Genomic DNA, 25,035 nt, shown 5'->3' with positions numbered 1-25,035 from the left:
TATCAATTAAAATCTTAATGAAAAAGCATATCCTTATCGTTCCGGGCGACGGAATCGGACAAGAAGTTACAGAGGTAGGAAAGGCAGTGTTGGTAAAAATCGCCGAGAAATTCGGTCATGAATTCTCTTACGACGAGGCATTAATGGGCCACGTAGCGATCGAGGCGACAGGTAACCCGCTTCCTGACGAGACCCTCGAAAAAATGCGTAACTCCGACGCGATCCTTTTCGGTGCCGTTGGCCATCCGAAATATGACAACGACCCTACTGCCAAAGTTCGCCCTGAGCAAGGCTTGCTGAAAATGCGTAAAGAACTTGGTTTGTACGCTAACCTTCGTCCGATCAAGTTGTTCGATGAGCTGCTGGGCGCATCTTCTATCCGTCCTGAAATCCTGAAAGGTTCGGATATCCTTTTCTTCCGCGAGTTGACAGGCGACATTTATTTCGGCGAAAAGGGCCGTAAAAACGATAACAATACCGCTTACGACATCGCTGAATACAGCCGTTACGAAGTGGAGCGCATTGCTCGCAAGGCATTCGAAGCTGCTCGCACGCGTGGAAAACGTCTTTGCTCAGTGGATAAAGCGAACGTACTTGAAACCAGCCGTCTGTGGCGTGAAGTGGTTCAGGCTTTGGCTCCTGAATATCCGGACATTACCGTTGAGCACCAGTTTGTGGATGCGGCTGCGATGATGCTGATCAAAGATCCAAAGCGTTTCGACGTTGTTGTGACCGCGAACTTGTTCGGAGATATTCTCACTGACGAGGCTAGCCAGATCGCCGGATCCATGGGAATGCTCGCTTCGGCGTCTGTGGGCGACAGCACCGGTGTTTACGAACCGATCCACGGCTCGGCGCACGACATTACCGGTAAAGGTGTTGCAAACCCCTTGGCATCAGTGCTTTCTGCCGCTTTGCTCCTCGATATTTCATTTGGTTTGAAAGAGGAATCGGAAGCGATTATTTCGGCGGTTGACAAGTTGTTGAAAGATGGTTTCAGAACTCGCGACATTGCCGATGCAACCACTCCGGCGGATAAGATTCTGAATACACAACAAGCTGGCGAAGAGCTTTTGAAAAGAATCTAAAAAATTTTAAAGTTTTGCCAAACAATATTTGTTGCATTCAAAACTTGTGCTTTCTTTGCAGAAGAAAATCGCGGTGAGCGAAATTTCGCAACATGAATATGAGCCAGCAAGATAACCTCATTCTCAATCTCCAACAGCTACCGTGAGGCGGGAAAGGTTATGTTTTGATAAGTTACAGACCCTTTCCCGTGACAAGGAAAGGGTTTTATATTGCCTGAAATATTGTTAAATTCGTGTCCCATAAAAAAATTAATACCCACCAATGAGTAATCGAGTTCAGATCTTCGACACTACTTTACGAGACGGCGAGCAAGTGCCGGGCAGCCAATTGACCACAGAGGAAAAGATTGTTGTTGCCACACAACTCGAAAAGCTGGGGGTAGATATCATCGAAGCCGGCTTCCCGGTTTCAAGTCCCGGAGACTTTCGTTCTGTGGTAGAAATCTCCAAGGCTGTACGTGAGCCCATCATTTGTGCGCTTTCACGTGCGGTACAAGGCGATATCGATGCAGCCGCAGATGCGTTGCAGTATGCGAAGCGGGCACGGATCCATACAGGTATCGGTTCTTCGGACATTCATATCCAGCATAAGTTCAACACTACCCGCGAGAAAATCATCGAAAGAGCGATCGCGGCTACGAAATATGCTAAAACCAAAGTGGAGGATGTGGAGTTCTACTGCGAAGACGCAGGCCGTGCAGACCTCGTTTTCCTTTCACAACTGGTAGAGGCGGTGATTGGCGCAGGTGCGACAGTGGTTAATATCCCTGACACAACCGGCTACTGCCTGCCCGACGAGTACGGAAACAAAATCAAATACATATTCGAGCACGTTTCGAATATTCATAAAGCCACTATTTCGATCCACTGCCACAATGACCTCGGCTTGGCTACCGCGAACTCCATCGCGGGTATCAACCAGGGCGCTCGTCAGGTAGAGGTGACGATCAATGGTATTGGCGAACGCGCCGGTAACACTTCGCTGGAAGAAGTGGTAATGGCATTGAAAGTGCATCAGGAGTTGGGTCTTGAAACGGGCATTAACACGCAGCACATTTACCCGACGAGCCAGTTGGTGTCGAAAATGATGCGTATGCCGGTGCAGGCGAACAAGGCGATCGTGGGCCGTAATGCATTTGCGCATTCATCGGGTATCCACCAGGACGGCTTCCTGAAAAACAATTTGAACTACGAAATTATGAACCCGCAGGACGTGGGTGTTGATAAGTCTGACATCGTACTGACTGCCCGCAGCGGACGCCACGCATTGAAGCACCGCCTGGAGCTGCTAGGGTTCTCCTTCGAGAAAGCTGCGCTGGATGAGCTGTACACACGGTTCCTCGAAGTAGCGGATATCAAGAAAGAAGTAAACGACGGAGATCTGGTTGAACTGGTGCGTACAGCAGAAGCGGTTTAATTAGAATATCCTTAGAATTAGTTAACAGCTTGAATCTGAATTTGATGTTTTAAAGAATTTTTTGTAAGATTACATATTCAATAACATCCATCAGATTGCAAAAAGCCCTCGGTGATTCTGACTAAGGGCTTTTTCTTTGTTTTATAGGATAATGGTGCGGTTGTGGTGGATGAAAACGCGGTCGTTGAACACGAGCTTCAAAGCCTTTGAAAGCACCGCTTTTTCCGTATCTTTTCCCAAAGTAGCCATATCCGAAGCGGTCAGTTTGTGATCCACTTCTTTTACGTCCTGTGCGATAATCGGACCTTCGTCAAGGTCGTTATTCACGAAATGCGCGGTTGCTCCAATGATTTTCACACCACGTTCGTATGCTTGCCGGTAAGGATTTGCCCCGATGAATGCGGGCAAAAACGAATGATGAATATTGACGATCCGGTTTGGAAAGCGCTCAACAAATTGCGGCGTGATAATGCGCATATATTTGGCCAGTACTACGTAATCGGGACGGTAAATATCCAATGTCCTCAATATCGCCTCTTCATGCTCCTCACGGCTCTTATTTTCATGCGAAATAAAATGAAAAGGTATCCCGAATTTGCTCACAAGCGGCTGTAACGTATTATAATTGCTTATCACCGCCAGAATGGTTGCATCCAGCTCATTGAATGCATAGCGGATCAGTAGTTCTCCCAGGCAGTGGTGCTCCTTGGTGACCATCAGCACAATATCCTTATTTTTTTTAGGGTTAATGCGCAGGTTCAGCCCGGCCGGTAATTCGGACTGAAGTGCTTTTAATAGTTCGGGAATATCGGTATCTCCTTCGAATTCGGTACGCATAAAGAAATAGCGCGAAGGGCTTACGTACTCGTCATTACTGATGATGTTCTGATTGTGGGCAAAAAGAATGCGGGTAACATGGTAGATCAGCCCCTTGTGATCGGGGCCATCCATTAATAAGATATGTCTTTGACTCATGAGAGGGCTTGCTGATAGCACTTAATCGAACTTCAAATATACAACACAAGACGTGCTATTAACGGCTCAATCAGAGCGCATTTTCATATTATTTGTAACTATTCAAAAGGCATCTGTGTTAACCAGAAATCGAATAGTATTTAAGATTATGGCAGAAACATTATTTATACCAACTGATACAAATAGAGCGGAGGTTTATGAAGCTCTTTTTCCGCAAATCGAAGCACTGATTGCCGATGAAAGTGACCTTACGGCTAACCTGGCCAATATAACTGCGGTTTTAAAGGAAGCGCTCGGTTTTTTTTGGGTGGGATTTTATGTCGTTAAGGAAGGGCAGCTTGTATTGGGGCCGTTTCAAGGACCGATTGCCTGTACGCGTATTCCGTTTCACAAGGGCGTATGCGGTGCTAGCTATACACGTGCGGAAACCATTTTAGTGCCGGATGTAGAGCTGTTTCCCGGACATATCGCGTGCAGCTCCGCGTCGCGTTCGGAGATAGTAGTGCCGGTTTTTCACCGAAATGGAATCGTTGCAATGGTGCTGGATGTGGATAGTGACCAGCTCAACGATTTTAGCGAAACGGATCGAGCAGCCTTGGAAAAAATTGCTTCCCTGATTACCGGAAAGCTCTGACTATAAGCCAAAAAAGCCTCGCCGGATATCCCGACGAGGCTTTTACAGGCAACAAAATACCTTCAAATGGTGTCAGTTCAATGAGAACATGGGCAAGCGAAGTGCTACCACATTATTGAACATAAGCTTGGTTATTTTGGGATCCATATAATCGATCAGCGGAAATTCCGAGACGAGCGACATAACTTCAAATTCAGTTTCTGCGCGAACCACACACCAGAGTCTGGAATAATCATCAGACAAAGCATAAGACATCAGCCTTCCTTGCTCCATCAGTTCATTAATCTTTTTTCTCTGAGCAGGTATTTTCGCTGTGAAATCTTCCGACATGACAGCCGGTAGCTGGATTTCAACCATATATTGGCTCATGGGGCGATAGATTTTAGGTTGTACTTATTAAATGATATGCGCCTCTGAATAGTTCCTTGGCGTAAAGTACCCAACGTTTGGCAATAGTTTTTCCAAGTGTTCCAACCATTTTGATAATGAGGGTGTCAGACAATTTACGACGGACGCGAGAGCGCGGGTCGGATCATAACGCAACAGTAATCGGCTATCTTATGGATAGAGGTGCTGAATTTAATTACAAACCGAACGAAGCACCCCTAACCTTCGGATGACGTTTAACGAACAGGAACTGGTGAAAGGCTGCAAGCAGCGCAACCGTATCGCCCAGAAACAGCTATATGATGTTTTTGGGGGTAAGTTGTTTGCTATTTGCCTGCGCTACACGAAAAACCGCGCTGATGCGGAGGATGTGTTGCAGGATGCATTCATCAAAATTTACGAAAACATAGATTCTTTCAGGGCCGACAGTCCGCTGGAATATTGGCTCAGATCGGTAGTGGTAAACACGGCACTGAACCATTTGCGGCAGCAGAAATACCTGAAAGAACTGGATGATATAGATGTACATCACAATGGCTTGTCGGACAGGGAATTCACGCTGGGGAATTTCCAGATGCAGCAACTCATGGAGATGATCCGCGAATTGCCGCCCGGTTGCCAGACGATCTTCAATTTGTACGCGATTGAAGGTTACCAGCACAATGAGATCGCCCAGATGTTGGGTATCTCCGAAGGAACGTCCAAGTCGCAATACTCGCGTGCCAGGACATTACTTCAACAGAAGTTGAACAAAGAAAAAAGATTTGATGATGGATCCGTCCAACATAAACAATTTTGAGGACCAGTGGAGAAAGGCCTTGAAGGAGGCTTCCGAAGCTCCCCCGCCGTCTGTGTGGGAGGGTATCGAGGCGCGCCTGAACAAGGAGCAGGAGAAGATTGTTCCGATGTGGTGGCAGTCACCCAAAGTATGGTACGCTGCCGCGTCGATCGTTGCATTGCTGGTGGTAGGCGGCGGACTTTGGTTGTCAGGACTTAATACCGATGATAAACCACAAGTGGCTGTGAGTACGAAACCGGCCGGAGTGCCAGAGAGTAGCGAAGCAACTGAAAAGGCCCCTTCTGCAAGCGAAAATTTGAATGCGGAGAAACTGGCCTCTGCAAGCGAACCACAAGTTGCATCGGTAAAGCCTGGTGCCCAGCAGCCTTTTGAATCGAAGGTCGGGATTGCGGCAACAGATCATGCGAGTACCGCTGCAAAAAGGGGAAATGCATTTGCCAAAGCAAAAAATGCCACGATTGAGCAGCAGGGTCTAGCAGTTGCTGCCCGTGTTCAGAAACCGGTTGCAGGCAATGGCTCAGTGAATGAGGTAATCAACACGCTCTCTACGCCTGTTGAGAACGTGCAGCCCGTGGAAATTGCGGTGACGAAAGTGGGCGGAAACAGCTATGCGGCTGAATTTGCGGATCAAAGCCAGGCGATTTCTGCACAATTGCTGGCGTCTTTGCCATACAGCGACCTGGATGTTTACGTACAAAAACGGCACGTTTTCTTCCGTCCTCAGATCGAGATCGAAGAGCCTGTAAAAGCGAAAAAGCCGAAAGAATATTATGCGGGCCTGGGTGTTATGCCGGCATCGTTTAACCCGGATGTGCAGTTGAAAGAGGCGCCTATGGCGTTTTCAGCGCAGTCGGTGAGCCAGAGGCGGGCAACTACCGGATCCAGCCAAGCACGGGCATCTTATGCAGTGCAGACTCAGGGAGGCGTAAGAATATCGAAACACTGGTCTGTGGAGACAGGCATCAGCTACCTCCGCGGCAATTCGGCCTATGAAGGAGGCGGCTATGTGTTGAATGCGTACAACAACCTGTCTTCGAATGTGTTGGAAAATGCACTGGCCGGGTTGACATCCGCGGCCAATAGCCCCGCTGCCGATAAAGCTGCCGGCTTTAATAATGGAGCACTATATATCGATGTCGCCAAAAAAGTAAGTAACAACTATCAATATCTCCAATTACCGGTTCAGGCGGGCTTTACATTAAATCCGGACAAGAAATTCAGCTATTCGGTACTCGGAGGGATGATGGCGAATTTCTTTTTAGTGAATGAATTGGAATCGGCTTCAGGGGAGATTATTAAGACAACTGCCAGCGACGACATTTACCGTGGCACGAACTGGGCTGCGACAACGGGGCTGAGATTGAATTACAAGCTTTCTTCGAATTGGGCTGCCAACCTGACGGGCTCTTATCAAAAGGCCGTTACATCTGGTTTTAAATCTAATCAGAGCCTCGATTCGCATCCTTATTTGTACGGCGTATCGTGGTCCGTTCGCTATTCTTTTTGATATAATTCAAAAAAGATTCCAACCATTACCAGTTGGTTTGAATCTATCGATTTGTGGGTTGATTGTGGAGAAGAAAAATGCTCTTGCATCTATTAGCCATGAAAATTTCAAAGAAGTCGATCACCGTTCCGATGCTGGCAGCAGCGATGCTGTTTGGCTGCACAAACGACAACGTTGCGCCGGGGAATGATGTAAATCCGGTAGAGATACCGGCCTCGGTTTCGAACGGGACTACTTCTTTTGCATTCGATTTCATTCATGCCTTACAGAAGTCGCAAGGAGCAGAGGAGAATTTCTTTGTATCACCACTCAGCCTGCACATGGCTTTGGGAATGCTTTTGAACGGGGCGGAAAATGAAACTGCGGACGAGATTCAAAAAGCATTGAAAATGGATGCCGTTGCATTGGCAGATTTGAATGCGGCATATAACACATTGATCAACGATTTGCCGGTTGCCGATTCAAAAGTGAGTTTAGGATTGGCGAATTCGGTTTGGTATAGAAATGATTTTTCAGTTGAAAATGATTTTCAATCTGTTTTGAAAAACGCATTTGAGTCGGAAGTAACAGGACTGCCATTTGACGATGCCGCGAAAGACCGGATCAATAAGTGGGCAAGCGATAAGACAAACGGAAAGATACCGATGGTCCTGGATAAGATCCAGCCGCAGCACGTCATGTTTTTGTTGAATGCATTGTATTTCACAGGAGACTGGCGAACGAAGTTTGATGCTGCCAGGACGCAGGATACGCCATTCACGCTTGAAAACGGGCAGAGCAAAAATGTAAAAATGATGTTTGCTGAATCCGATTTCGAAGTGGGTTCCGAAAGCAATTACGACGCAGTACGCCTTCCCTATGCCAATGGGCAGTTTAACATGACGCTGCTCATTCCAAAAGGCCTGAATTCAGTGGATGCGGTATTGAATGACATCACGGGAGAAGGATGGGCGAAGCTGAATAGCGGGATGACACAAGTAGGTATTACCGTGGGATTACCAAGGTTTACTTTCAAATATTCGGCTCAATTGAAGGGTACATTGCAAGGAATGGGCATCAAGCGAGCATTTGTGGAAGGAAATGCGCAATTCGGCAAAATCAATAGATTGGCGAATTTATATGTTGATTTTATTAAGCAGGACGCATACCTGGGGATCGATGAGAAGGGAACTGAAGCAGCGGCGGTGACCACGATCGGTGTCGGAACTACATCCGCCGGACCGGTGAAGCCTAGGCTTATTTGTGACCGGCCGTTTGGCTTAATCATAAGCGAAAATACTTCCAATACCATTCTTTTTATGGGTAGGATTAAAAATCCGGAATCGAAATAAGTATGCGGCAAAGCATCTAAAAATATTAAAGATAAAAAATACCGGTTCGCCGGTATTTTCGGGGTGCGTTATCGTCCGAAGGCCTTGCTTTCGGACGATTTTGTTTTGTGTTCCAACCAATTACGGAAAAAGGTTGTCCTGCATTTACCCAAGTTGAAATATTATTTTTACTAGCCTCTAAAACCTAACCGTATGAAACCTAAACTTTTACTGTTATGTGTCATAGCATGGCTTTGCTGGTCGTGTAATGACCAATGTAAGGAAACTCGCGTCGTGCGCCGTTTCACGAACGTTACGTATTCCCTGATGGAGCTCAGGACGCAGGTTAAGGCTGAATCACCTCGTGCTTTGGAGCAACCAGGGAAGATGTATGTGAAGGGAAAATATTTATATGTTAATGAAATAAAAAAGGGGATTCATATTATCGACAATGGTAATCCTGCCAGTCCACAATTTGTAACATTCATCAATGTCCCGGGTAATGGCGACATTGCGGTACGTGATAACATTCTTTATGCGGATAGCTACTCGGACCTCGTTTCGATCGACATTATCGACCCTACCGCGCCCAAAGAAGTAGGCCGGGTGAAAAATGTTTTTAAGACAGGAACATTCGATGGCGGCGGCTGGGGGCTTAATGAAAGCATAGGCGCTATTTCCGACCAGAATGTAGAATGGGTAGAGGAAACCGTGACTGTGAATTGCGAAGACAATATCTCGCCCACGTCGTGGTGGGATGGTTGGTTTTTTGCCGACAGGGCGTCTTTCAGCAGTGCATCGTCGGCTTCGCCGCAATCTTCGGGCAGTACCAGCGGGCAGGGCGGCTCCATGGCCCGTTTCGCGCTCGATCGTAACTTTCTCTACGCCGTCGGCCAGAGCCAAATGCATTTGTTCAAGATCGACAAACCCTCCCAACCAGTTGATTTTAAGACAATAGATCTCGGTTGGGGTATAGAAACTATTTTCCCTTACGATAATAAGCTATTTATCGGCTCGTCGACGGGCATGTTTATCTATGATAATATCGATCCTGCGGAGCCTAAGCGGCTTTCGATGTTCCAGCACGGTCGCGCGTGTGACCCCGTGGTGGTGCACGAGGGCGTCGCTTATGTGACGTTACGTACGGGCACCGCGTGCGGGGGAGGCCAGAACCAACTCGACCTCGTGGATGTGAGCAATCCTGCCGCGCCGCAACTCATCAAAAGCTACCAAATGGAAAATCCGCACGGCCTGAGTGTTAATTTTCCGACGCTCTTCCTCTGCGAGGGCGAGCACGGTCTTAAAGTATTTGATGTGAGCGAGCGCTTCTCAGTGGATAAAAACCAACTGGCGCATTTCAAGAATATGCACGCATATGACGTGATTTCGCTCGGAAAAACTTTGCTGCTGATCGGGGAGGACGGTTTTTACCAATATGATGCTTCCAATCCGAAAGATTTGAAGTTGCTGGGCAAAATTCCGGTCGGAAAAGCGATTTGATATGAAAAAGATCGTGTACTTATGGTTGCTGCTGGCTGCTACCGCCGCGAATGCGCAAACGAGTAAAGGCCTCAGATTCGTGAATCATACCGAATTCGGCGGATTGTTTGGCAGGGTTAGGTATAACAACCCCTATACCGGAAACCAGGAGCAGGTTGATAGCAAGACGAGCCTCACTATTCAGACATTCAATGGACTGCAGTTCAGCCGCCGGCTGTCCGCCGGTGTAACCCTTGGAATGGACTGGTACAAAGCTGCATTGTTGAACCCGATAGCGGGAGGCGTGCGGTATGATTTGGCCGGAAGGAAAAATGTGCAGCTTTTTGGCACGCTCGACGCCGGTTATGCGTTCGCCTGGTTTCACGACGATTCCGAAGGCTTTGACACAAAAGGTGGTCTGATGGTCAATCCAGGCCTGGGTATCAAGGTAGGAAAGCAGGGAGCTGCCGCATTTACGCTGGCGCTGACCTACAAGCGGCAGGAAGCGCGCGTCACCAAAGTACCGTTGTGGGATCAGAAAGAGCGTTTCGAAGACCGGGTTTACAACAGGCTCGCGTTGCGGTTAGGGATTAGTTTTTAAAATTTATAAGCCATGAAAAGGATTGCGTATTTGTTCATCTGTCTTACTTTTCTTGCATTAACTGCATTTGAGTGCGGAAATGGAAAGGATTGCTGTGCTATGCCGCCATGCTCCGAAATCGCTTCGCTGTCCGGTACCTGGCGCCTGGATTATTTTCAGAATACTGTTACAAATGCCACGGATAAAGATCCCGGAATTAGTGGTAAAAGCGTGGTTTTTACCTTTTCGGACGATCAGAAAAGCGGTACGATTGCGGGTCATACTTTTGTGAATACGGTTTCCGGCGCCTATACGCTCGGTCCGAATTGTACCTTCAAAATTACCAGCTTTGGCGGAAGTAAGGTAGGGGAGCCGGAGTGGAGCCGCAAAGCCTGGCTGCCGTCAGATTCGACGGGCAGTAAAGGGAGCTACCACGTTCAATCGGATAAACTGATCCTCAAATTTGATCAGAACCCCGAGCAGCTTGTGTTCAAAAAAGATAAATAGGTGTAGTTCAGGCGGAGGATGTCAAATCTCCGATTGCATTTTCCGCCTGATATGAATTGACTTCTCAAATTCCGCGATTTCCCGCACAAACATCTGCTGCCCGCGGTTGTACCAATCCCTGAATTTCTCCGATTGATCGACGTGCTTCGGCAGGTAATCAAAAATCACCGACAGGTCAAACGATCTGGACATTACCCCTGCGCCGGATATCACTCCGTCGATCGCATTACATTCCTGCTCGAAATGGTTAGGTACAGGCACCATCATTACAGGTTTCCCCAGGTACATCGCCTCACAAACCGATTCGAAACCGGCTGTCGTCACTAATGCACGACAAGTAGCCAGCATCCGAAGGTATTTTTCACTGTTGATCTGATGAAAAGTGAGCGTACTATCAAAGACAAACTCTTCCGACGCATCCGCATTGTCCCAGAAGCAATGTAAGTGCACATCCGGATGTTTTCGGTGCCATTCGATCACCTGGGAACTCAGGCTGTGATGGGTCATGTAAACGAGTATGAAAGAGCCCTTTTGCGGAGCGAGCCGGATCACTTCCTTGCGCAGCAACGGTGGTACCACTGTAATTTTCAACTCAGGTGCCGAGGGCATTTCCCGAAACGACAATGCAAGCCGGTTCGCAGAAAGCCAGGAGGTCGATTTTGAATTGAGATTAATCAGAAACTGGTTGATCCGGCTGTTTTCAGGAAAGATAAATTTCGGGTGGAGCAAAAGATATTGGTGCGCGATGCACACCATCGGTATGCCCGAGCGATAAATCAGATTGTAAAGCCCGCCGTAAGTATCGTAAAAACTCACAATCAGGTCGGGGTTGATCTGCTTCACTGTTTCGTGAATCCGATGCAGGCTTTTGAGGTATTTAGGTAAATGTGCAAGGTGTGTAGCTATTGTCTTACCCACATTCATTCCGCCGCCGTGCGCTTTGTAAATGATATTGGGTGCGGCAAATTGATGCACGGGAGCGAAGATCTGCTCCTGGAAAAACGACGGAATGTTCCGGCCCGGAGATGTCCCCACCATCGCGCCCACCACCTTATGTCCTGCGCTACGCAGGATCTGGCCGAGCGAAATGGCTTGCGTCAAATGGCCCCGGCCCTCTCCCTGAACCAGAAAAAGGATTCTCATGATTATAGATAGCGCTGATTCCGCCCCGTCAGAAAACTGGTGAACGCCACCTGCTTTTCGAGGCCGGGGAAGTTCTCAACGACTTTTTTGGTACTCGTTTTTTTTACAGGCTTTTCGATGATCTGCTGCTGGTCGTAGTATAGCAGGCTCCAGTTGCCCTCAAAATCCTCTACCAGCGCACTCAACGTCTCGACCCAGTCACCGGAGTTCATGTATTTGATCCCATCAATTTCACGAATGGCCGGGTGGTGAATGTGCCCGCAGATCACGCCGTCGCAGCTGCGCGAGCGGGCGAGTTCGGTCAACTTCTCTTCAAAGTCGGTCATGTAGTTCACGGCCATTTTCACCGACTGCTTTACACGTTGCGATAAAGAGTAATAGGAGAGGCCGCGCCATGCGCGATATTTATTATAAAATTTATTGACCCAGAGCAGGAACGTATATCCGATATCGCCCAGATAAGCCAGCCATTTCAAATGGGTAGTGATGGAGTCGAAAACGTCGCCGTGAGTAACGTAAAACCGCTGTGTTCCGGAAGTCAGAATATAATCTTTGCGGATCTGGAAATGCTTGCCGAGGCGCAGGGGGATGATCTGGTCGAGGAAATCGTCGTGGTTTCCGCGGATGTAGATCACTTTCGTTTTGTTCTCCTCTATCATTTTCAGCACGCGTTTGAAAAACAGCGTATGCTTGCGTTTCCACACGCCATACTTTTTCAGTTGCCACGCGTCGATAATGTCGCCATTCAGGATAAGCTTCTTGCAGGTATAGCTTTTCAGAAAATTGGTGACCTCTTCTGCCTTCGATCCTCCTGCTCCGAGGTGAACGTCAGAAATGATGATAGTCCGAAAGTGAGTTGTATCTCCCATGATACAAATTTTCTCATTTTATATTAACTGGATATTATTCGCAGGTTATCAGTAGGTTAAGTTTGTGTTGGAAACTACTTCTACAAACCGCTTTTGAAATATTTAAAGAGTAACTATGAGTATCTTTAAAATAAAAGAATGATTTTTACCGGTGACATAGCTCATCAACCCTAATGAAAAAACTACTCACTCTATTGTTGTTTTCAACTGTGCAGGCATTCGCTCAGCAGGCCTATTTGCCGCATGAAGTGGAGAAACAAGCCGAGCCGGCAGGTGGTCTTACGGTACTCAACCAGTTTATCAGTTCCAATCTTCAAATCCCGCTTCAAAGCTCGATCAAGGGCGTTAATGGAAGGGTTTATCTCAAAGGTGTCGTGCAGCCCGATGGTAGTATGAGCCAAATTGAGGTCACACGGGGGATCGACACCCTGTGCAATGCGGCGGCGGTACAAGTACTGGCCATGTACAAAGCCTGGAAACCGGCTATGCTTGGCGGGCAAAGGGTCCGGCAAACGGTCTTTTTCCCGGTGACATTCAAGGCAGAGGCTAAACCGACTTACCATGAGGCCAGGCATGCTTTCATCGATTATTTCAATGAGGCATTCGTTGCGATCGATTCCACTCGTGCCAAATACCGGAGGACATTGCCGGTTGATGAGCGGGGTTTCGTATCGGGAGATGTGGCTTATGAAGAATCAAGAGGCAAAAAATGGAAGCGGCTTGGCGAGGCCAAATTTGCAAAGACGCCGATCCGCTACAAGTCGCGTTTTGTAAACCCGGATGCGGACTCGATTGCTGCATTCAGGATTTCCGCACGCGATTACAATGAGGCCAGCCATGCCACGGAAGTCATATTTAATACCGAAGGCCGTATGCTATCCTACGTCGAGTACGGTATTGACGGAAAGGCATCTCTGATCAAAGATTATGACCTGGATGGAATGGTAAGGCGCCAGCAGTTGATATCAGATTCGCTGATCACCGATGTTTACTGGGACCCCAATGGACAAATCAGGGCTCACAGGGATTTCCCGGTCAATAAAATGGGTGTCAAGGAGGAGCCTATGCTAATGAACGCCTGGGGGCCGGATGGAGCGCAATACGTGAAAAACGGCGACGGCTATTGGAGGGCTGTCGGAGAAACGCCCAATGGCAGGTCGCTTTTCGAGCAAGGAAAGGTTGTGAATGGGGTGAAAGATGGGAATTGGATCGGGAAATTGGCGGATAGCACCCGGTATTACGAGGAAGTTTACGACCTGGGACAATTCAAAAGCGGTATTTCCTGGGCGAATGGGGAAGAGAAAGAATATACCAATACCATGATTAGTCCCGAGTTCAAAGGAGGAATCAAAGAGTTCTATAAATTTCTGGGAATGAATATCAAATACCCTATTAATGCGGCGCGCAGCGGCGTTTCAGGACGGGTAATGCTTTCGTTTGTAGTATGTGAGGATGGTTCGATGTGTGAGTATAAAGTGGAAAACCGCGTTGGTTACGGGCTGGACGAGGAAGCGCTTCGCGTGGTGAAGCTGATGAATGGCAAATGGAATCCGGGGGAAATGCGAGGGCAAAAGGTTCGGGTTAAATATAATGTACCCATCAATTTTCAGCTGGCAGGCGCGGTCTATCGCCGATAGCAGCCGCCACCCATCCTTTCCCGGAGCCGGTCACAGGCTCCGGGAATTTTTTTGTCCCAAATGCAATAGGAAGTTGCGCATAGTTTGATAATATTGTGATATCAATTTAATATCAAACTATGCCAACTATGATCGAAAAAGAATTACGCTCCATCTCTGGCTATCTGCTGTTTGTGATAGGCCTTGCACTGCTTTTTGGTGGCTTTGTGTATGCGATCGCAACCGGTAGCCCGGTTACGGGAATTATTATCGGCGTCACCGGATTTATCATCCTGATCGGCCTTACGGTCATTAACCCAAACGAGGCGGTTGTGACTACGTTTTTCGGGGATTACATGGGTACGATGAAACAAAATGGTCTGCGCTGGGTGAACCCGTTATTTCGCAGGAAAAAAATCAGCCTCCGTGCCCGCAACCTGAATGGCCAGAAACTGAAAGTGAATGATAAACTCGGTAACCCCATCGAAATTGCGGCGGTGGTTGTGTGGCGTGTGGGCGATACGGCGAAGGCGTCATTTGAGGTGGATGATTATGTAAAATATGTGGAAATCCAGTCTGAGGCGGCCGTGCGGCATTTGGCGGGCATTTATGCTTACGACTCGATGGAAGATGAGGAAGCCAGCACCCAGGAGGTGACGTTGCGCGACGGTAGTGGAAAGATTAATGAAATGCTCGAAGCCGAGCTTACCGAGCGCCTGAGCCGGGCCGGTATAGACGTCCTCGAAGCGCGGATCAGTCACCTTGCCTATGCACCCGAGATCGCAGGCGCGATGCTGCAACGCCAGCAGGCATCAGCTGTGGTAGCAGCGCGTCGTCAGATCGTCAATGGAGCCGTGGGAATGGTGGATATGGCATTGGCCATGCTTTCGGATAAGCAGATCGTGGAGCTCGATGAAGAGCGCAAAGCCGCTATGGTGAGCAATTTGTTGGTAGTTTTGTGCGGTGAGAAAGCGGCGACACCCATTCTGAACGCCGGCACTTTGTATCCATGATATGGCGGAGAAAAAAGCATTTGTTTTGCGGATCAATCCTGATATGCTTAGGGAACTCGAAACCTGGGCACAGCAGGATTTTCGCAGTTTGAACGGGCAGATCGAGTTTTTGCTGAGTGAGGCATTGAAAAAACAAAGGCGCTCAAAATCAAAGGGAAGCGATGGGGACGGTGCAAAAGATTAATTAAAATGTTAAAATTGCACTTATATAGTTGTCGTACTAATTTTTTAAAGCTCACATGAAGCAAATATTCAGGACACTTTCATTAACAATCCTTTCCTTTCAGCTTTTTGCGCAGATTCCCGACACATTTCAATGGCTGCCCGACGGCAGCGGTTACCGCGATGCCAGCGATAGCCAGATCGTGGAAGCAACTTTGCCCGGCAATCAGGAAAAAGTAATCGTATCATCCGACCAACTTACGCCGCAAGGTGGAGCGCCGTTGAACATCCGGAGCTATTCAATCAGTAAAGCGGGGGATAAGGTTTTGGTTTATACGAACACCAAACGCGTATGGCGCTACGATACAAGGGGCGATTACTGGGTGTACGATATGACCGCCAAAACTTTGAAGCAGCTCGGAAAAGGCTTGCCGGAGTCGTCACTGATGTTCGCGAAATTTTCCCCCGACGGCAAGAAAGTCGCGTATGTGAGCAAGCATAATGTGTACGTGGAAGACCTCGCGACCAGCGCAGTGAAGCAGGTTACCGAGGACGGTACCGATCGCGTGATCAACGGTACCTTTGATTGGGTGTACGAAGAAGAATTCGATTGCCGCGACGGTTTCCGTTGGAGCGACGACAGCAAATCCATTGCTTACTGGCAGCTCGACGCGCGCAAGATCCGCAACTTTCTGATGATCAACACGACGGACTCCATTTATTCATTTAATGTACCCGTTGAATATCCCAAGGTAGGCGAAACGCCTTCACCGTACAAGATAGGTGTGGTGGATGTAGCTTCGGCGGAGACGAAATGGATGAATATCCCCGGAGATCCGCAGAATACCTATGTTCCGCGGATGGAATGGTCGGGTATGCCGAATGAGCTCGTGATCCAGCAATTGAACCGTAAGCAGAATGAGAGCACATTGTTCTATATCAATACCACGGACGGCAGCGCGAAACCATTTTACAGCGAAAAGGACCAGGCTTGGATCGATATCAAAAGCCGCTGGGAGAATGACCCGATGGGCTGGGACTGGATCAACGGCGGTAAGGAGTTTTTGTGGGTAAGTGAGAAAGACGGCTGGCGTCATACCTATCGCGTAAGCCGCGATGGAAAGAAGGAAACGCTCATTACAGCGGGTAACTTCGACATGATCAACCCCGTTCGCATCGACGAGAAGAACAATGCCTATTACTTCATGGCTTCGCCCGATAATGCGACACAGAGCTATCTGTATAAGACTTCGCTCGATGGCAAAGGCACACCGGTGCGTATTACTCCTGCCGATCAGGCGGGCACGCACGCTTACGACATTTCGCCGCTGGGCAAATTCGGTCGTCACCAGTTTTCGAATGCGAAAACATCACCTCTGGTAGAATGGATCTCGTTTCCTAAGCACGTTTCGATCGACCCTAATAACTCGATCGCACAATCCAAAGACAAGATCAATTCCTCGAAGATAAATATCGAATTCTTCAAGGTGAAGACCGACGAGGGGGTGGAAATAGATGCTTGGATGGTGAAACCGACCAATTTCGACGCGAACAAAAAATATCCGATCGTATTCACGGTGTACGGTGAAGCAGCTGGGAGTACAGTAAAAGACGTTTGGGGAACCGGCAGGAACCGTTTGTATGCAGGCAACATGGCCGACGACGGATATATTTACGCTTCCATCGACAACCGTGGTACCCCGTCGCCCAAGGGAGCGAAATGGCGCAAGGCGATCTACCGCAACATCGGCCGCATCAATATCAAAGACATGGACGGCGCTGCCACGGCGATGTTCAAACAATTTGCATTCATCGATACCAGCCGCGTGGCGGTACACGGTTGGAGCGGCGGCGGTTCTTCTACTTTGAACCTGTTATTCCAATATCCGCAACATTTCAAAACCGGTATCGCGGTAGCGGCTGTGGCCAACCAGCTCACCTACGACAACATTTACCAGGAGCGCTATATGGGCATTCCGCAGGAGAATCGGGAGGATTTTGTGAAAGGCTCTCCGATTACCTATGCCAAGAACCTTCGTGGAAACCTGTTGTACATCCACGGAACCGGCGATGATAATGTACATTACCAGAATGCCGAAATGCTCGTTAATGAGCTGATCAAGGCTAATAAAGTGTTCCAGTTTATGCCTTATCCGAACCGCTCGCATAGCATTTCCGAGGGCGAGGGAACGTCAGTGCATTTGAGGTCGCTGTTCACAGATTATCTGAGAAAGAACTGCCCTCCAGGAGCGAAATAGTATCGTATTTTACAAAAGGAAAGGCCTCCGGAGCATTGCTCCGGAGGCCTTTCCTTTTGTAATGAAAACCTTATTTTCCGTATAGCTTCTTAGCCGCCGGCTCATATTTATCACCAGCGCTCCATTGCGGTGCCGTTTTGCGGTCGGCAATAAGGCGGGTCGCATACGTATATGCCTGACTGAATTTCAGCAGATAGTTGAAATCCACGGTTTCGGGATGGTCGGTTACCTGGTGGTAGTTTTTCATAATATCCCCGTTGAATTCCTTGAAACCGGGCGTGAAAGTCGGGGCGGGAACGCCTTCTTTGGCAAAGCTCACATTATCGGAACGGTCGAAAAGGCCTTGCTCCGGCGATGGATCGGCATAAACACCCAGTCCTAATGCCTTGCAAGCAGTTTCGATCTCCGCACGAGCGCCGGTGCGGTCGAGGCCCATTACCGAAACGATCGTGGTATCATTATACCCCGCACCATCCGAGTTCATGTTGAAAATGCATTTGTTCAAAGGCATAATCGGATGTGAGGCGTAGTACTTGCTGCCCAGCAAGCCAACTTCTTCTCCCGTCAATGCGACAATCACAATCGAGCGTTTGGGCGGGTTTTTAGCCAATGCTTCGGCCGCAGTAAGCAATGCAGTTACGCCAAACGCATTATCGCGCGCACCGTTGAAGATGCTGTCCTCGGGCGTGTACGCCTGCCCGCCTTGCTTGCCTACGCCCACGTGGTCGTAATGCGCGGAAAGCAGAATGTACTCTTCTTTCAATTTTGGATCGCTGCCAGGAATGTAGCCAGCCACATTGTAGCTGTAAATAGGCTTCGCGATTCTTCCGGAAGTTTTGAAAGTAACCTCTTTTGCAGCCCGCAACGCACGGGCGAATTTGGCCTCCTTGCCGTTCACCCAGGCGTGCGGAATGGATTTCGCGGTAGTACCTTCGGCCAGCGAGATTTTTTCTCCTGCGAAGAACTTGCTTACCGTGTTCCAGGGGATAGGCGCATTGAAAAGCTCAATGACGGCAATAGCCCCTTTGTCCTGGGCGATCTTACGCTTTTCGGTAGATGTAGCAATGATTTCGGAGGGCGTCTGGGTTTCGGGCGTGCCGCTTTCTACCAACACAATTTTGCCTGTTACGTCCAACCCTTTGTAATCGTCCCAGCTCTTGGCGGTATTTTCCAAACCAAAACTCGCGTAAACGATCGGGGCTTTGAGGTCTACCGCATCGCCGGCCATCAATAGCCAGTCGGTGCCGCTTTTCATGATTTCGGCGTCTGCCGCGATCTCCCCGGGGCCGTTAGCGCCCATTTTTTCGAATGGTACCCGCTGAAAATAGCTCGAAGTACCCGTTTCCGTATTGCCTGGCACGGGTACTACGCCCAATTTGCGGAATTGCTCGGCAATGTAACGGGCCGCTACGAAGTTACCCTGCTCGCCCGTACGCCTGCCCATAAGCTCGTCACCTGCGAGGAAACGGATATGTGCTTCGGTCTCGGATTTTTTGATTTGGAATTCAGGTAATGAAGAAGTCTTTTTCTGCGCATCGGCCGGAATCGCGAGGGCCAGTCCGAGCGGTAGCAGGAGGAAAGGTAGTTTCATGACTGTTTTGTGATGATTTTAAAAAGAAAATGTGAAGATGTAAGATAATCAGACATCTCCACATTGTATGTGGCGGAAATCGGAATTCGCTACCGTTTGTTCAATATCGCGGCTGCTTCTTTCGCGAAATAGGTCAGGATGCATTTCGCTCCCGCGCGGCGGATGCTGGTGAGTACTTCCATCATCGCACGCTCGCCATCGAGCCAGCCGTTTTGTGCGGCGGCTTTCACCATCGCATACTCACCCGAAACGTTGTAAGCGGCGATCGGAATGTCGAAATTTTCGTCGAGCAGGCGGATAATATCAAGATACGACAATGCAGGCTTCACCATCAGCATATCAGCGCCTTCTTCAAAGTCCAGTTGTGCTTCGAGTAATGCCTCACGCTTGTTGGCGGGGTTCATCTGGTAAGTCTTTTTATCCCCAAACTTAGGTGCGGATTCCAATGCATCACGGAATGGGCCGTAAAAGGCGCTGGCATATTTGGCGGAATACGACATAATGCTCACATCCGTAAATCCGTGCGCGTCGAGGTGGCGGCGGATGTAGCCCACGCGGCCATCCATCATATCACTGGGACCAAGAATATCGGCACCCGCTTTGGCCTGTGCCAGCGACATATTGGCGAGGACTTCGAGCGTGGCGTCGTTCAGTATTTTACCGTTTTCAACGAGCCCGTCGTGGCCGTCAGAGCTGTACGGGTCCATGGCCACGTCGGTCATGATCACCAGCTCGGGAAACTGCTCCTTCACAGCGGTAATCGCTTTCAGGTAGAAAGTATCCTCGTGATAGCTCTCCGACGCAAAACGGTCTTTTTTGCTTTCCGGATAGTTGGGGAAAAGGTCGATCGCCCTGATACCCAGGTCGGTCACTTCTTTGAGTTCTTCGAGCAGGTTGTCCAGTGAATAGCGGTAAATGCCGGGCATCGACTTCACTTCGGACTTTTGCCGTGTTCCTTCTACGACAAACATGGGGAAAATGAAATCGGATACCTGCAAATTGGTTTCCTGAACGAGGTCACGCACACCTGCGGATTTTCTATTGCGTCGGGGACGACGGTCTAATTGAATCATGATAGGCATTCGGCGATCGGCGCTGGGCCGTCGGCTTTTTATGGAAGCTTATGGAAATACTTTAAGAAAACCACACAAAGAAACACAGAGTTTCCCAAATCACCCCTTTTTCCATCCTCCATCCTCCATCCTCCCCTTTCTCCATCCTCCCTTTCTTCCATTTACCCTACCATCAACTTAAAACCCTCTCCATGCAAATTCATGATCTGGATCGAAGGATCTTCGCGGAGGTATTTGCGGAGCTTGGTGATGTAAACGTCCATGCTGCGGGCATTGAAATAGGAATCGTCGCCCCAGATGGTTTTCAATGCAAAACTGCGGCTGATAGGCTGATTGAGATTCTGGCAAAACAGCCGCAGCAACTCCGATTCCTTGCTCGTAAGGCGTGCGGAAGAGTCGCCGATGGCTAGCTGCTGATGATTATAATCAAAAGTATACTGCCCAATCTTGAATGCTTTGACCTCCTCCGGCTGATCGGTCTGCCGGGTGTAGCGCCTGAGAATAGCCTGAATCCGCATGAGCAGTTCTTCACGATCGAAGGGCTTGGTCACGTAATCATCCGCCCCGACCCGGAATCCCTGCATCGTATCCTCCTTCATCGACTTCGCCGTTAGAAAAATAATAGGCACATCACGCCCACTCATACGTACCTCTTTTGCCAGTGAAAAGCCGTCCTTTTTGGGCATCATCACATCGAAAATGCACAGATCGTATTCTTTATCCACAAAATGCTGCCAGCCCTTTTGCCCATCAGTAGCAAGGTCGGTAGGAAAGCCTTTATCGGTCAGATATTCCTGAAGAAGCATTCCGAGGTTGGCGTCGTCTTCAACGAGTAAGAGATTGGGCATTTGGAAAAGCGGTAAATCGTTTAGGTTTGCAAGATACAACATCCCTGCGCGGGGTGGGTTGGCCTAAGAATAACAGAATTCAGGAAAAATTGCTGAATGGTTACATCCTGCGTAAATTAACCCGATAAAACTAGCGATCTTTCGTATCTGTGAAACCTTCTTAATTCATAAAAAATGTTAAAGTTCATCCTATGGGTCGCCGCGATCCTCGTGATCCTCGGTGTAGTGTACATTTCCGGACCAAAAGTGCCGGAAGCACGTCTTACGCCTGTTTTGCCTACTGTTACCAGCGATCTAACCAAGCTGGAAGAGGAGATAAACCGTACCGAAAAGGCTACACCGCTTTTGAAGCCCGACAATGAGGCGCGGATCGTGTGGGCGAACGATAGTTTGAAGCAGAAGACCACATACAGTATCGTATACATTCACGGGTTTGGTGCAAGCTGGGCCGAGGGAGACCCCATTCACAGGGACCTGGCGAAGAAATACGGGGCCAATCTCTATCTCTCGCGTATGCACGATGCCGGTATCGCCGATACCAATGCATTCGACGACCTCACGCCAGCCAATTTCCTCGCCGGAGCGAAACGTGCGCTGGCAATCGGGAAGGTACTGGGAGATACGGTGATTGTGATCGGGACTTCGGCCGGCGGCCTGCTTTCCGTTTACCTGGCGGCCACTCACCCGGAAATCAAGGGATTGGTACTTTATTCGCCTTGTATGGCTATTGCAAACCCCGCAATGAAGCTCGTGACTGGCCCCTGGGGCCAGCAAATCCTGCATAAGGTAATGGGTACCCACAACATGGGTAAGGATTCCATCCCGGCGCAGGCGCAGTTCTGGTTGCAGGGCTACCATACCAACGGGCTCACGACGTTGCAGCAGATGATCGACGCCATTGCCCGGCCGGAGGTATTCGCGGAAGTGAAAATGCCGGTTTTTGTAGGGTATTATTATAAAGATGAGGAGCACCAGGATAAAGTGGTGTCGGTGAAGGCGATCCGTAAAATGTTTGAAGGCCTGGGTACGCCGGCGGACCTCAAAGAGGAAAGGGCATTTCCGGATGCCGGCGACCATGTGATCGGGTCGCGGCTTCGGTCGAAAGACGTAAAGAGCGTGTACGAGGCCACAGACCGGTTTTTTCAGGAAAAGCTGCATTTGAAACCAGTAGAAAAGTCTGTCACTCAGCCTTGAACCGGTACGGGAAAGGCTGAGTGACGGCGGATATTGTGGTTAAACCCGCTAAAAATGCTTTACTTTGCCGGCTTGAACAGACATCCTAATTAATCAACAATAAAAGGAAACATGGCTTACGGTTTATTAAAAGGAAAAAGAGGAATTATATCGGGTGCATTGGACGAAAACTCCATTGCCTGGAAAGTAGCGCTGAAAGCAAAGGAAGAAGGTGCCACGTTCGTACTCACCAACGCGCCTATCGCCATGCGGATGGGGGCGATCAACGATCTGGCGAAGCAATGCGACGCCGAGATTATCCCTGCTGACGCTACATCTCTGGAAGATATCGAGAATCTTTTTACCAAATCGACCGAGATCCTCGGCGGCAAGATCGACTTCGTATTGCACTCGATCGGAATGTCGCTGAACGTGCGCAAAGGCAAAGAGTACGGTGACCTGAACTACGACTGGTTCCAGAAAGGCATCGATATCTCAGCGATTTCGCTGCACAAATTTTTGCAGGTAGCCGAGAAACTTGACGCAATCAATGACTGGGGATCGGTTGTGGCATTATCCTACATTGCGGCGCAAAGAACCTACTCTTTTTACAGCGACATGGCCGAAGCGAAAGCAATGCTCGAAAGCATTGCACGCAGCTATGGCTACCGTTACGGAAAAGCCAAAAATGTGCGTGTGAACACGATCTCACAGTCGCCTACCAAAACCAAGGCCGGCTCGGGTATTGAAGGATTCGACGCATTCTATGATTTTGCAGAAAAAATGAGCCCGCTGGGCAATGCTTCGGCAGATGATTGCGCGAACTATGCCATCACGCTGTTCTCGGATCTGACCCGTTTTGTGACGATGCAGAACCTGTACCACGACGGTGGATATTCTTCAACCGGTATTTCCGAGGAGCTGGTAACGATGATCCAGGAGCACGCGCAGAAACAGCAGTAATATCGAAGATCATATTCAGGGAAACCCTTCAAGGCACGTGTTTTGAAGGGTTTTCTTTTTGTATTAAAATAAATGCGTATACACACCGTTTCGCGTTGTGTAATGTTTGAAGAACCAATTAGTTTAGCCAAATAAAATCCATTTATGAATCATCAGACTCATCACCCCTTTTTCAGCAAACCCCTGGCATTGGCAAGCCGCCTGCTGCTCGCAACCATGTTCCTGACATTGTTTTCCTGCGGCGGCGAAAAAGAAGCTACTCAACAACAAGCCGCACCAGATGCGCCGGTTTATACGCTGGTGTTTCTGGATAAAACGCAAAGCGTACACGTTGATAAACGTTACGTGAACGACAAATACCGCCAGGCTCTGACCGACATTATCGAGCAGAATATGAAGAACAAGGGCGATAAACTGGAGGTGTATTTCATTCACGAAAACACATCCAAGGCCCGTGCATTGTCTCTGACCGTCCGCAGCGAACGCGACAACCTCGAAGGCGCGAATGCGACCGATCGCGAAGGCATTGAAACCGCATTTCAGCTGACATTGCAAAAGGAAAAGAGTATTTACCTGCGTCAGTTGCTGGCGAAGCTCAATCAGCAAAATACAGGGGCATCCAATCTGTCGACTGACATTTGGGCGAGCTTACCTGTAATCGCCAAAGCGGGCGAAAGTGGCTCGGAAGTGAAAGTGTATTATTTCAGTGATATGGTAGAAAGCGTCAAAGGTGCCGACCGCCGTGATTTTCATACCAATCCACCTAAAAGCGATGCCGAAGCAGAAGCGGATGCAAAAGAAGATACCAAGAAGCTGGAACGTTACGCGATTGGTTCGCCGCAGGTGACGATCGTATCGCCTTTCGAACCGACTGCTTCAAGCAAAGAGAATAACCCACACGTGACGCGTTACTGGCAAACGCTCTTCCAGGAGCTGGGCGGGGTGAGTGTAGAGGAACTTTGAGTAGGATACTATAAATTTTGAATGGCTTTCAGATTCTCATCATCGTCGAAAATGGCGCGGATGGGAATTTGGAAGCCTTCTACGGCGAAGCTTTTGACGTCATTACTTGGCGCTTTGAGAATCAACTTGTAGGCTTCGTCAATGAGGTGATATTGTTCCAGTGTCTCGTTCTCTGGATCAATGATCCAGTACTCCTCAACTCCGTGTGCCTGGTAATCATCAAATTTTACGCCGCGGTCGCGGGCTTCCGTGGATGTGGAGAGCACTTCCACAACCAGATCGGGAGTGGGAAAAAGAGATTGATCGGCCGTGAACGTAATGGCTTTTTCTTTGCCAAAAAAGCAAATATCGGGCTCATAATCGTTTCTGGTAAGGGTGATCATAATCTTTTCTATTCCAACAAAACCCAGATTATGTTTGCAGACATAAATGTTCAAAAGCTGGGCCAGCCGTAGCGAGGCTTTATTATGCTTCATCTTTATCGGAGAGTGGACGACAATCGTGCCATTGATAAACTCGGTCTTCTCCTGCTCGGTAATGTCATTGTAAAATTTCAATCGACGCTTCCGCTCTTCATCGAGCGCTTTTTGCACCGCATCCAGCACCAGATATGCATCCGGCACATTCATGATTTCCGAAACGATGCGGTTACTCATCTCTTTTGTCAATTGTAGTGTTTC

At 48.8% G+C, this 25,035-nt stretch carries 24 protein-coding genes; 16 read left to right on the top strand and 8 right to left on the bottom strand.

Annotated elements, in window-relative coordinates; translation table 11 throughout:
• The first annotated feature begins 17 nt into the window (after positions 1-17).
• Positions 18-1,088: a 3-isopropylmalate dehydrogenase gene (gene leuB / locus CLV60_RS12895; RefSeq protein ID WP_106595776.1), complete on the top strand. Its 1,071-nt coding sequence runs from the start codon at positions 18-20 to the stop codon at positions 1,086-1,088.
• A gap of 262 nt (positions 1,089-1,350) precedes the next feature.
• Positions 1,351-2,505 (top strand): 2-isopropylmalate synthase, encoded by a 1,155-nt coding sequence (locus CLV60_RS12890; RefSeq protein ID WP_106595775.1) that lies wholly within the window; start codon positions 1,351-1,353, stop codon positions 2,503-2,505.
• Positions 2,506-2,646: 141 nt separating this feature from the next.
• Here CLV60_RS12890 and purU read toward each other — a convergent pair whose 3' ends face one another.
• Positions 2,647-3,480, bottom strand: a complete 834-nt coding sequence (gene purU / locus CLV60_RS12885) for a formyltetrahydrofolate deformylase (RefSeq protein ID WP_106595774.1) — start codon at positions 3,478-3,480, stop codon at positions 2,647-2,649.
• Positions 3,481-3,628: 148 nt separating this feature from the next.
• Between purU and msrC the strand changes: the two genes are divergently transcribed.
• Positions 3,629-4,114 (top strand): free L-methionine (R)-S-oxide reductase MsrC, encoded by a 486-nt coding sequence (gene msrC, locus CLV60_RS12880; protein ID WP_106595773.1) that lies wholly within the window; start codon positions 3,629-3,631, stop codon positions 4,112-4,114.
• A gap of 72 nt (positions 4,115-4,186) precedes the next feature.
• On the opposite strand, the gene CLV60_RS12875 is transcribed toward msrC, so the two are convergent.
• Positions 4,187-4,483, bottom strand: coding sequence for a muconolactone Delta-isomerase family protein (locus CLV60_RS12875; protein ID WP_090149248.1), 297 nt, complete (start codon positions 4,481-4,483; stop codon positions 4,187-4,189).
• Positions 4,484-4,730: 247 nt separating this feature from the next.
• Between CLV60_RS12875 and CLV60_RS12870 the strand changes: the two genes are divergently transcribed.
• The 6 genes from CLV60_RS12870 (at position 4,731) to CLV60_RS12845 (ending at position 10,683) form a co-directional block, all read left to right on the top strand.
• A complete protein-coding gene (locus CLV60_RS12870; protein WP_090385172.1) occupies positions 4,731-5,300 on the top strand; it encodes an RNA polymerase sigma factor in 570 nt (189 codons plus the stop codon).
• Positions 5,269-6,807: an outer membrane beta-barrel protein gene (locus tag CLV60_RS12865; RefSeq protein ID WP_229210950.1), complete on the top strand. Its 1,539-nt coding sequence runs from the start codon at positions 5,269-5,271 to the stop codon at positions 6,805-6,807. Before CLV60_RS12870 ends, CLV60_RS12865 begins: the two co-directional genes overlap by 32 nt.
• A 98-nt stretch (positions 6,808-6,905) precedes the next feature.
• Positions 6,906-8,138 (top strand): serpin family protein, encoded by a 1,233-nt coding sequence (locus CLV60_RS12860; protein WP_229210949.1) that lies wholly within the window; start codon positions 6,906-6,908, stop codon positions 8,136-8,138.
• Positions 8,139-8,330: 192 nt separating this feature from the next.
• Positions 8,331-9,617: an LVIVD repeat-containing protein gene (locus CLV60_RS12855; protein ID WP_170118769.1), complete on the top strand. Its 1,287-nt coding sequence runs from the start codon at positions 8,331-8,333 to the stop codon at positions 9,615-9,617.
• Position 9,618: 1 nt separating this feature from the next.
• Complete coding sequence (locus CLV60_RS12850; protein WP_106595770.1) at positions 9,619-10,197, top strand: hypothetical protein; 579 nt, start codon at positions 9,619-9,621, stop codon at positions 10,195-10,197.
• Between the two features lie 12 nt (positions 10,198-10,209).
• The gene (locus CLV60_RS12845; RefSeq protein WP_229210948.1) at positions 10,210-10,683 is read left to right on the top strand and encodes an META domain-containing protein; all 474 of its coding nucleotides are present in this window, start codon (positions 10,210-10,212) and stop codon (positions 10,681-10,683) included.
• A 21-nt stretch (positions 10,684-10,704) separates the two neighbouring features.
• Here the strand turns inward: CLV60_RS12845 and CLV60_RS12840 are convergent, their stop codons facing one another.
• Together CLV60_RS12840 and CLV60_RS12835 are read right to left on the bottom strand one after the other, a co-directional pair.
• Complete coding sequence (locus CLV60_RS12840) at positions 10,705-11,826, bottom strand: glycosyltransferase family protein (RefSeq protein WP_106595768.1); 1,122 nt, start codon at positions 11,824-11,826, stop codon at positions 10,705-10,707.
• 2 nt (positions 11,827-11,828) lie between these two features.
• Positions 11,829-12,695, bottom strand: a complete 867-nt coding sequence (locus tag CLV60_RS12835; protein ID WP_106595767.1) for a UDP-2,3-diacylglucosamine diphosphatase — start codon at positions 12,693-12,695, stop codon at positions 11,829-11,831.
• Between the two features lie 173 nt (positions 12,696-12,868).
• On the opposite strand from CLV60_RS12835, the gene CLV60_RS12830 reads away from it, so the two are divergent.
• The 4 genes from CLV60_RS12830 (at position 12,869) to CLV60_RS12815 (ending at position 17,744) form a co-directional block, all read left to right on the top strand.
• Positions 12,869-14,332 carry an energy transducer TonB gene (locus tag CLV60_RS12830; RefSeq protein ID WP_106595766.1) on the top strand — a complete coding sequence of 488 codons (1,464 nt, stop codon included), beginning with the start codon at positions 12,869-12,871 and terminating at the stop codon, positions 14,330-14,332.
• A 128-nt stretch (positions 14,333-14,460) separates the two neighbouring features.
• Positions 14,461-15,324: an SPFH domain-containing protein gene (locus CLV60_RS12825; RefSeq protein WP_106595765.1), complete on the top strand. Its 864-nt coding sequence runs from the start codon at positions 14,461-14,463 to the stop codon at positions 15,322-15,324.
• Position 15,325: 1 nt separating this feature from the next.
• A complete protein-coding gene (locus CLV60_RS12820) occupies positions 15,326-15,508 on the top strand; it encodes a type II toxin-antitoxin system antitoxin (protein WP_106595764.1) in 183 nt (60 codons plus the stop codon).
• Between the two features lie 55 nt (positions 15,509-15,563).
• The gene (locus tag CLV60_RS12815; protein ID WP_106595763.1) at positions 15,564-17,744 is read left to right on the top strand and encodes a S9 family peptidase; all 2,181 of its coding nucleotides are present in this window, start codon (positions 15,564-15,566) and stop codon (positions 17,742-17,744) included.
• Positions 17,745-17,814: 70 nt separating this feature from the next.
• On the opposite strand, the gene CLV60_RS12810 is transcribed toward CLV60_RS12815, so the two are convergent.
• From CLV60_RS12810 to CLV60_RS12800, 3 genes are all read right to left on the bottom strand, one after another.
• Entirely contained in the window at positions 17,815-19,335 is a 1,521-nt protein-coding gene (locus CLV60_RS12810) for a M28 family peptidase (protein ID WP_106595762.1), read from the bottom strand.
• An 89-nt stretch (positions 19,336-19,424) separates the two neighbouring features.
• Positions 19,425-20,408 (bottom strand): porphobilinogen synthase, encoded by a 984-nt coding sequence (gene hemB, locus CLV60_RS12805; protein ID WP_211302236.1) that lies wholly within the window; start codon positions 20,406-20,408, stop codon positions 19,425-19,427.
• Positions 20,409-20,569: 161 nt separating this feature from the next.
• Positions 20,570-21,256, bottom strand: coding sequence for a response regulator transcription factor (locus tag CLV60_RS12800; protein ID WP_106595761.1), 687 nt, complete (start codon positions 21,254-21,256; stop codon positions 20,570-20,572).
• 174 nt (positions 21,257-21,430) lie between these two features.
• Here CLV60_RS12800 and CLV60_RS12795 point away from each other — a divergent pair, with 174 nt between their 5' ends.
• The 3 genes from CLV60_RS12795 (at position 21,431) to CLV60_RS12785 (ending at position 24,355) form a co-directional block, all read left to right on the top strand.
• Positions 21,431-22,450: an alpha/beta hydrolase gene (locus CLV60_RS12795; RefSeq protein WP_106595760.1), complete on the top strand. Its 1,020-nt coding sequence runs from the start codon at positions 21,431-21,433 to the stop codon at positions 22,448-22,450.
• 111 nt (positions 22,451-22,561) lie between these two features.
• Entirely contained in the window at positions 22,562-23,392 is an 831-nt protein-coding gene (locus tag CLV60_RS12790; RefSeq protein ID WP_106595759.1) for an enoyl-ACP reductase FabI, read from the top strand.
• Positions 23,393-23,536: 144 nt separating this feature from the next.
• Positions 23,537-24,355: a hypothetical protein gene (locus tag CLV60_RS12785; protein ID WP_106595758.1), complete on the top strand. Its 819-nt coding sequence runs from the start codon at positions 23,537-23,539 to the stop codon at positions 24,353-24,355.
• A gap of 8 nt (positions 24,356-24,363) precedes the next feature.
• Here CLV60_RS12785 and CLV60_RS12780 read toward each other — a convergent pair whose 3' ends face one another.
• Positions 24,364-25,011 (bottom strand): Uma2 family endonuclease, encoded by a 648-nt coding sequence (locus tag CLV60_RS12780; RefSeq protein WP_106595757.1) that lies wholly within the window; start codon positions 25,009-25,011, stop codon positions 24,364-24,366.
• Positions 25,012-25,035 lie beyond the last annotated feature (24 nt).

Source organism: Dyadobacter jiangsuensis, from assembly GCF_003014695.1.
In the GTDB taxonomy this organism is placed as follows: domain Bacteria; phylum Bacteroidota; class Bacteroidia; order Cytophagales; family Spirosomataceae; genus Dyadobacter; species Dyadobacter jiangsuensis.
Note: the sequence above shows the minus strand (reverse complement) of the source record. Positions and strands in the feature narration are given on the sequence as shown.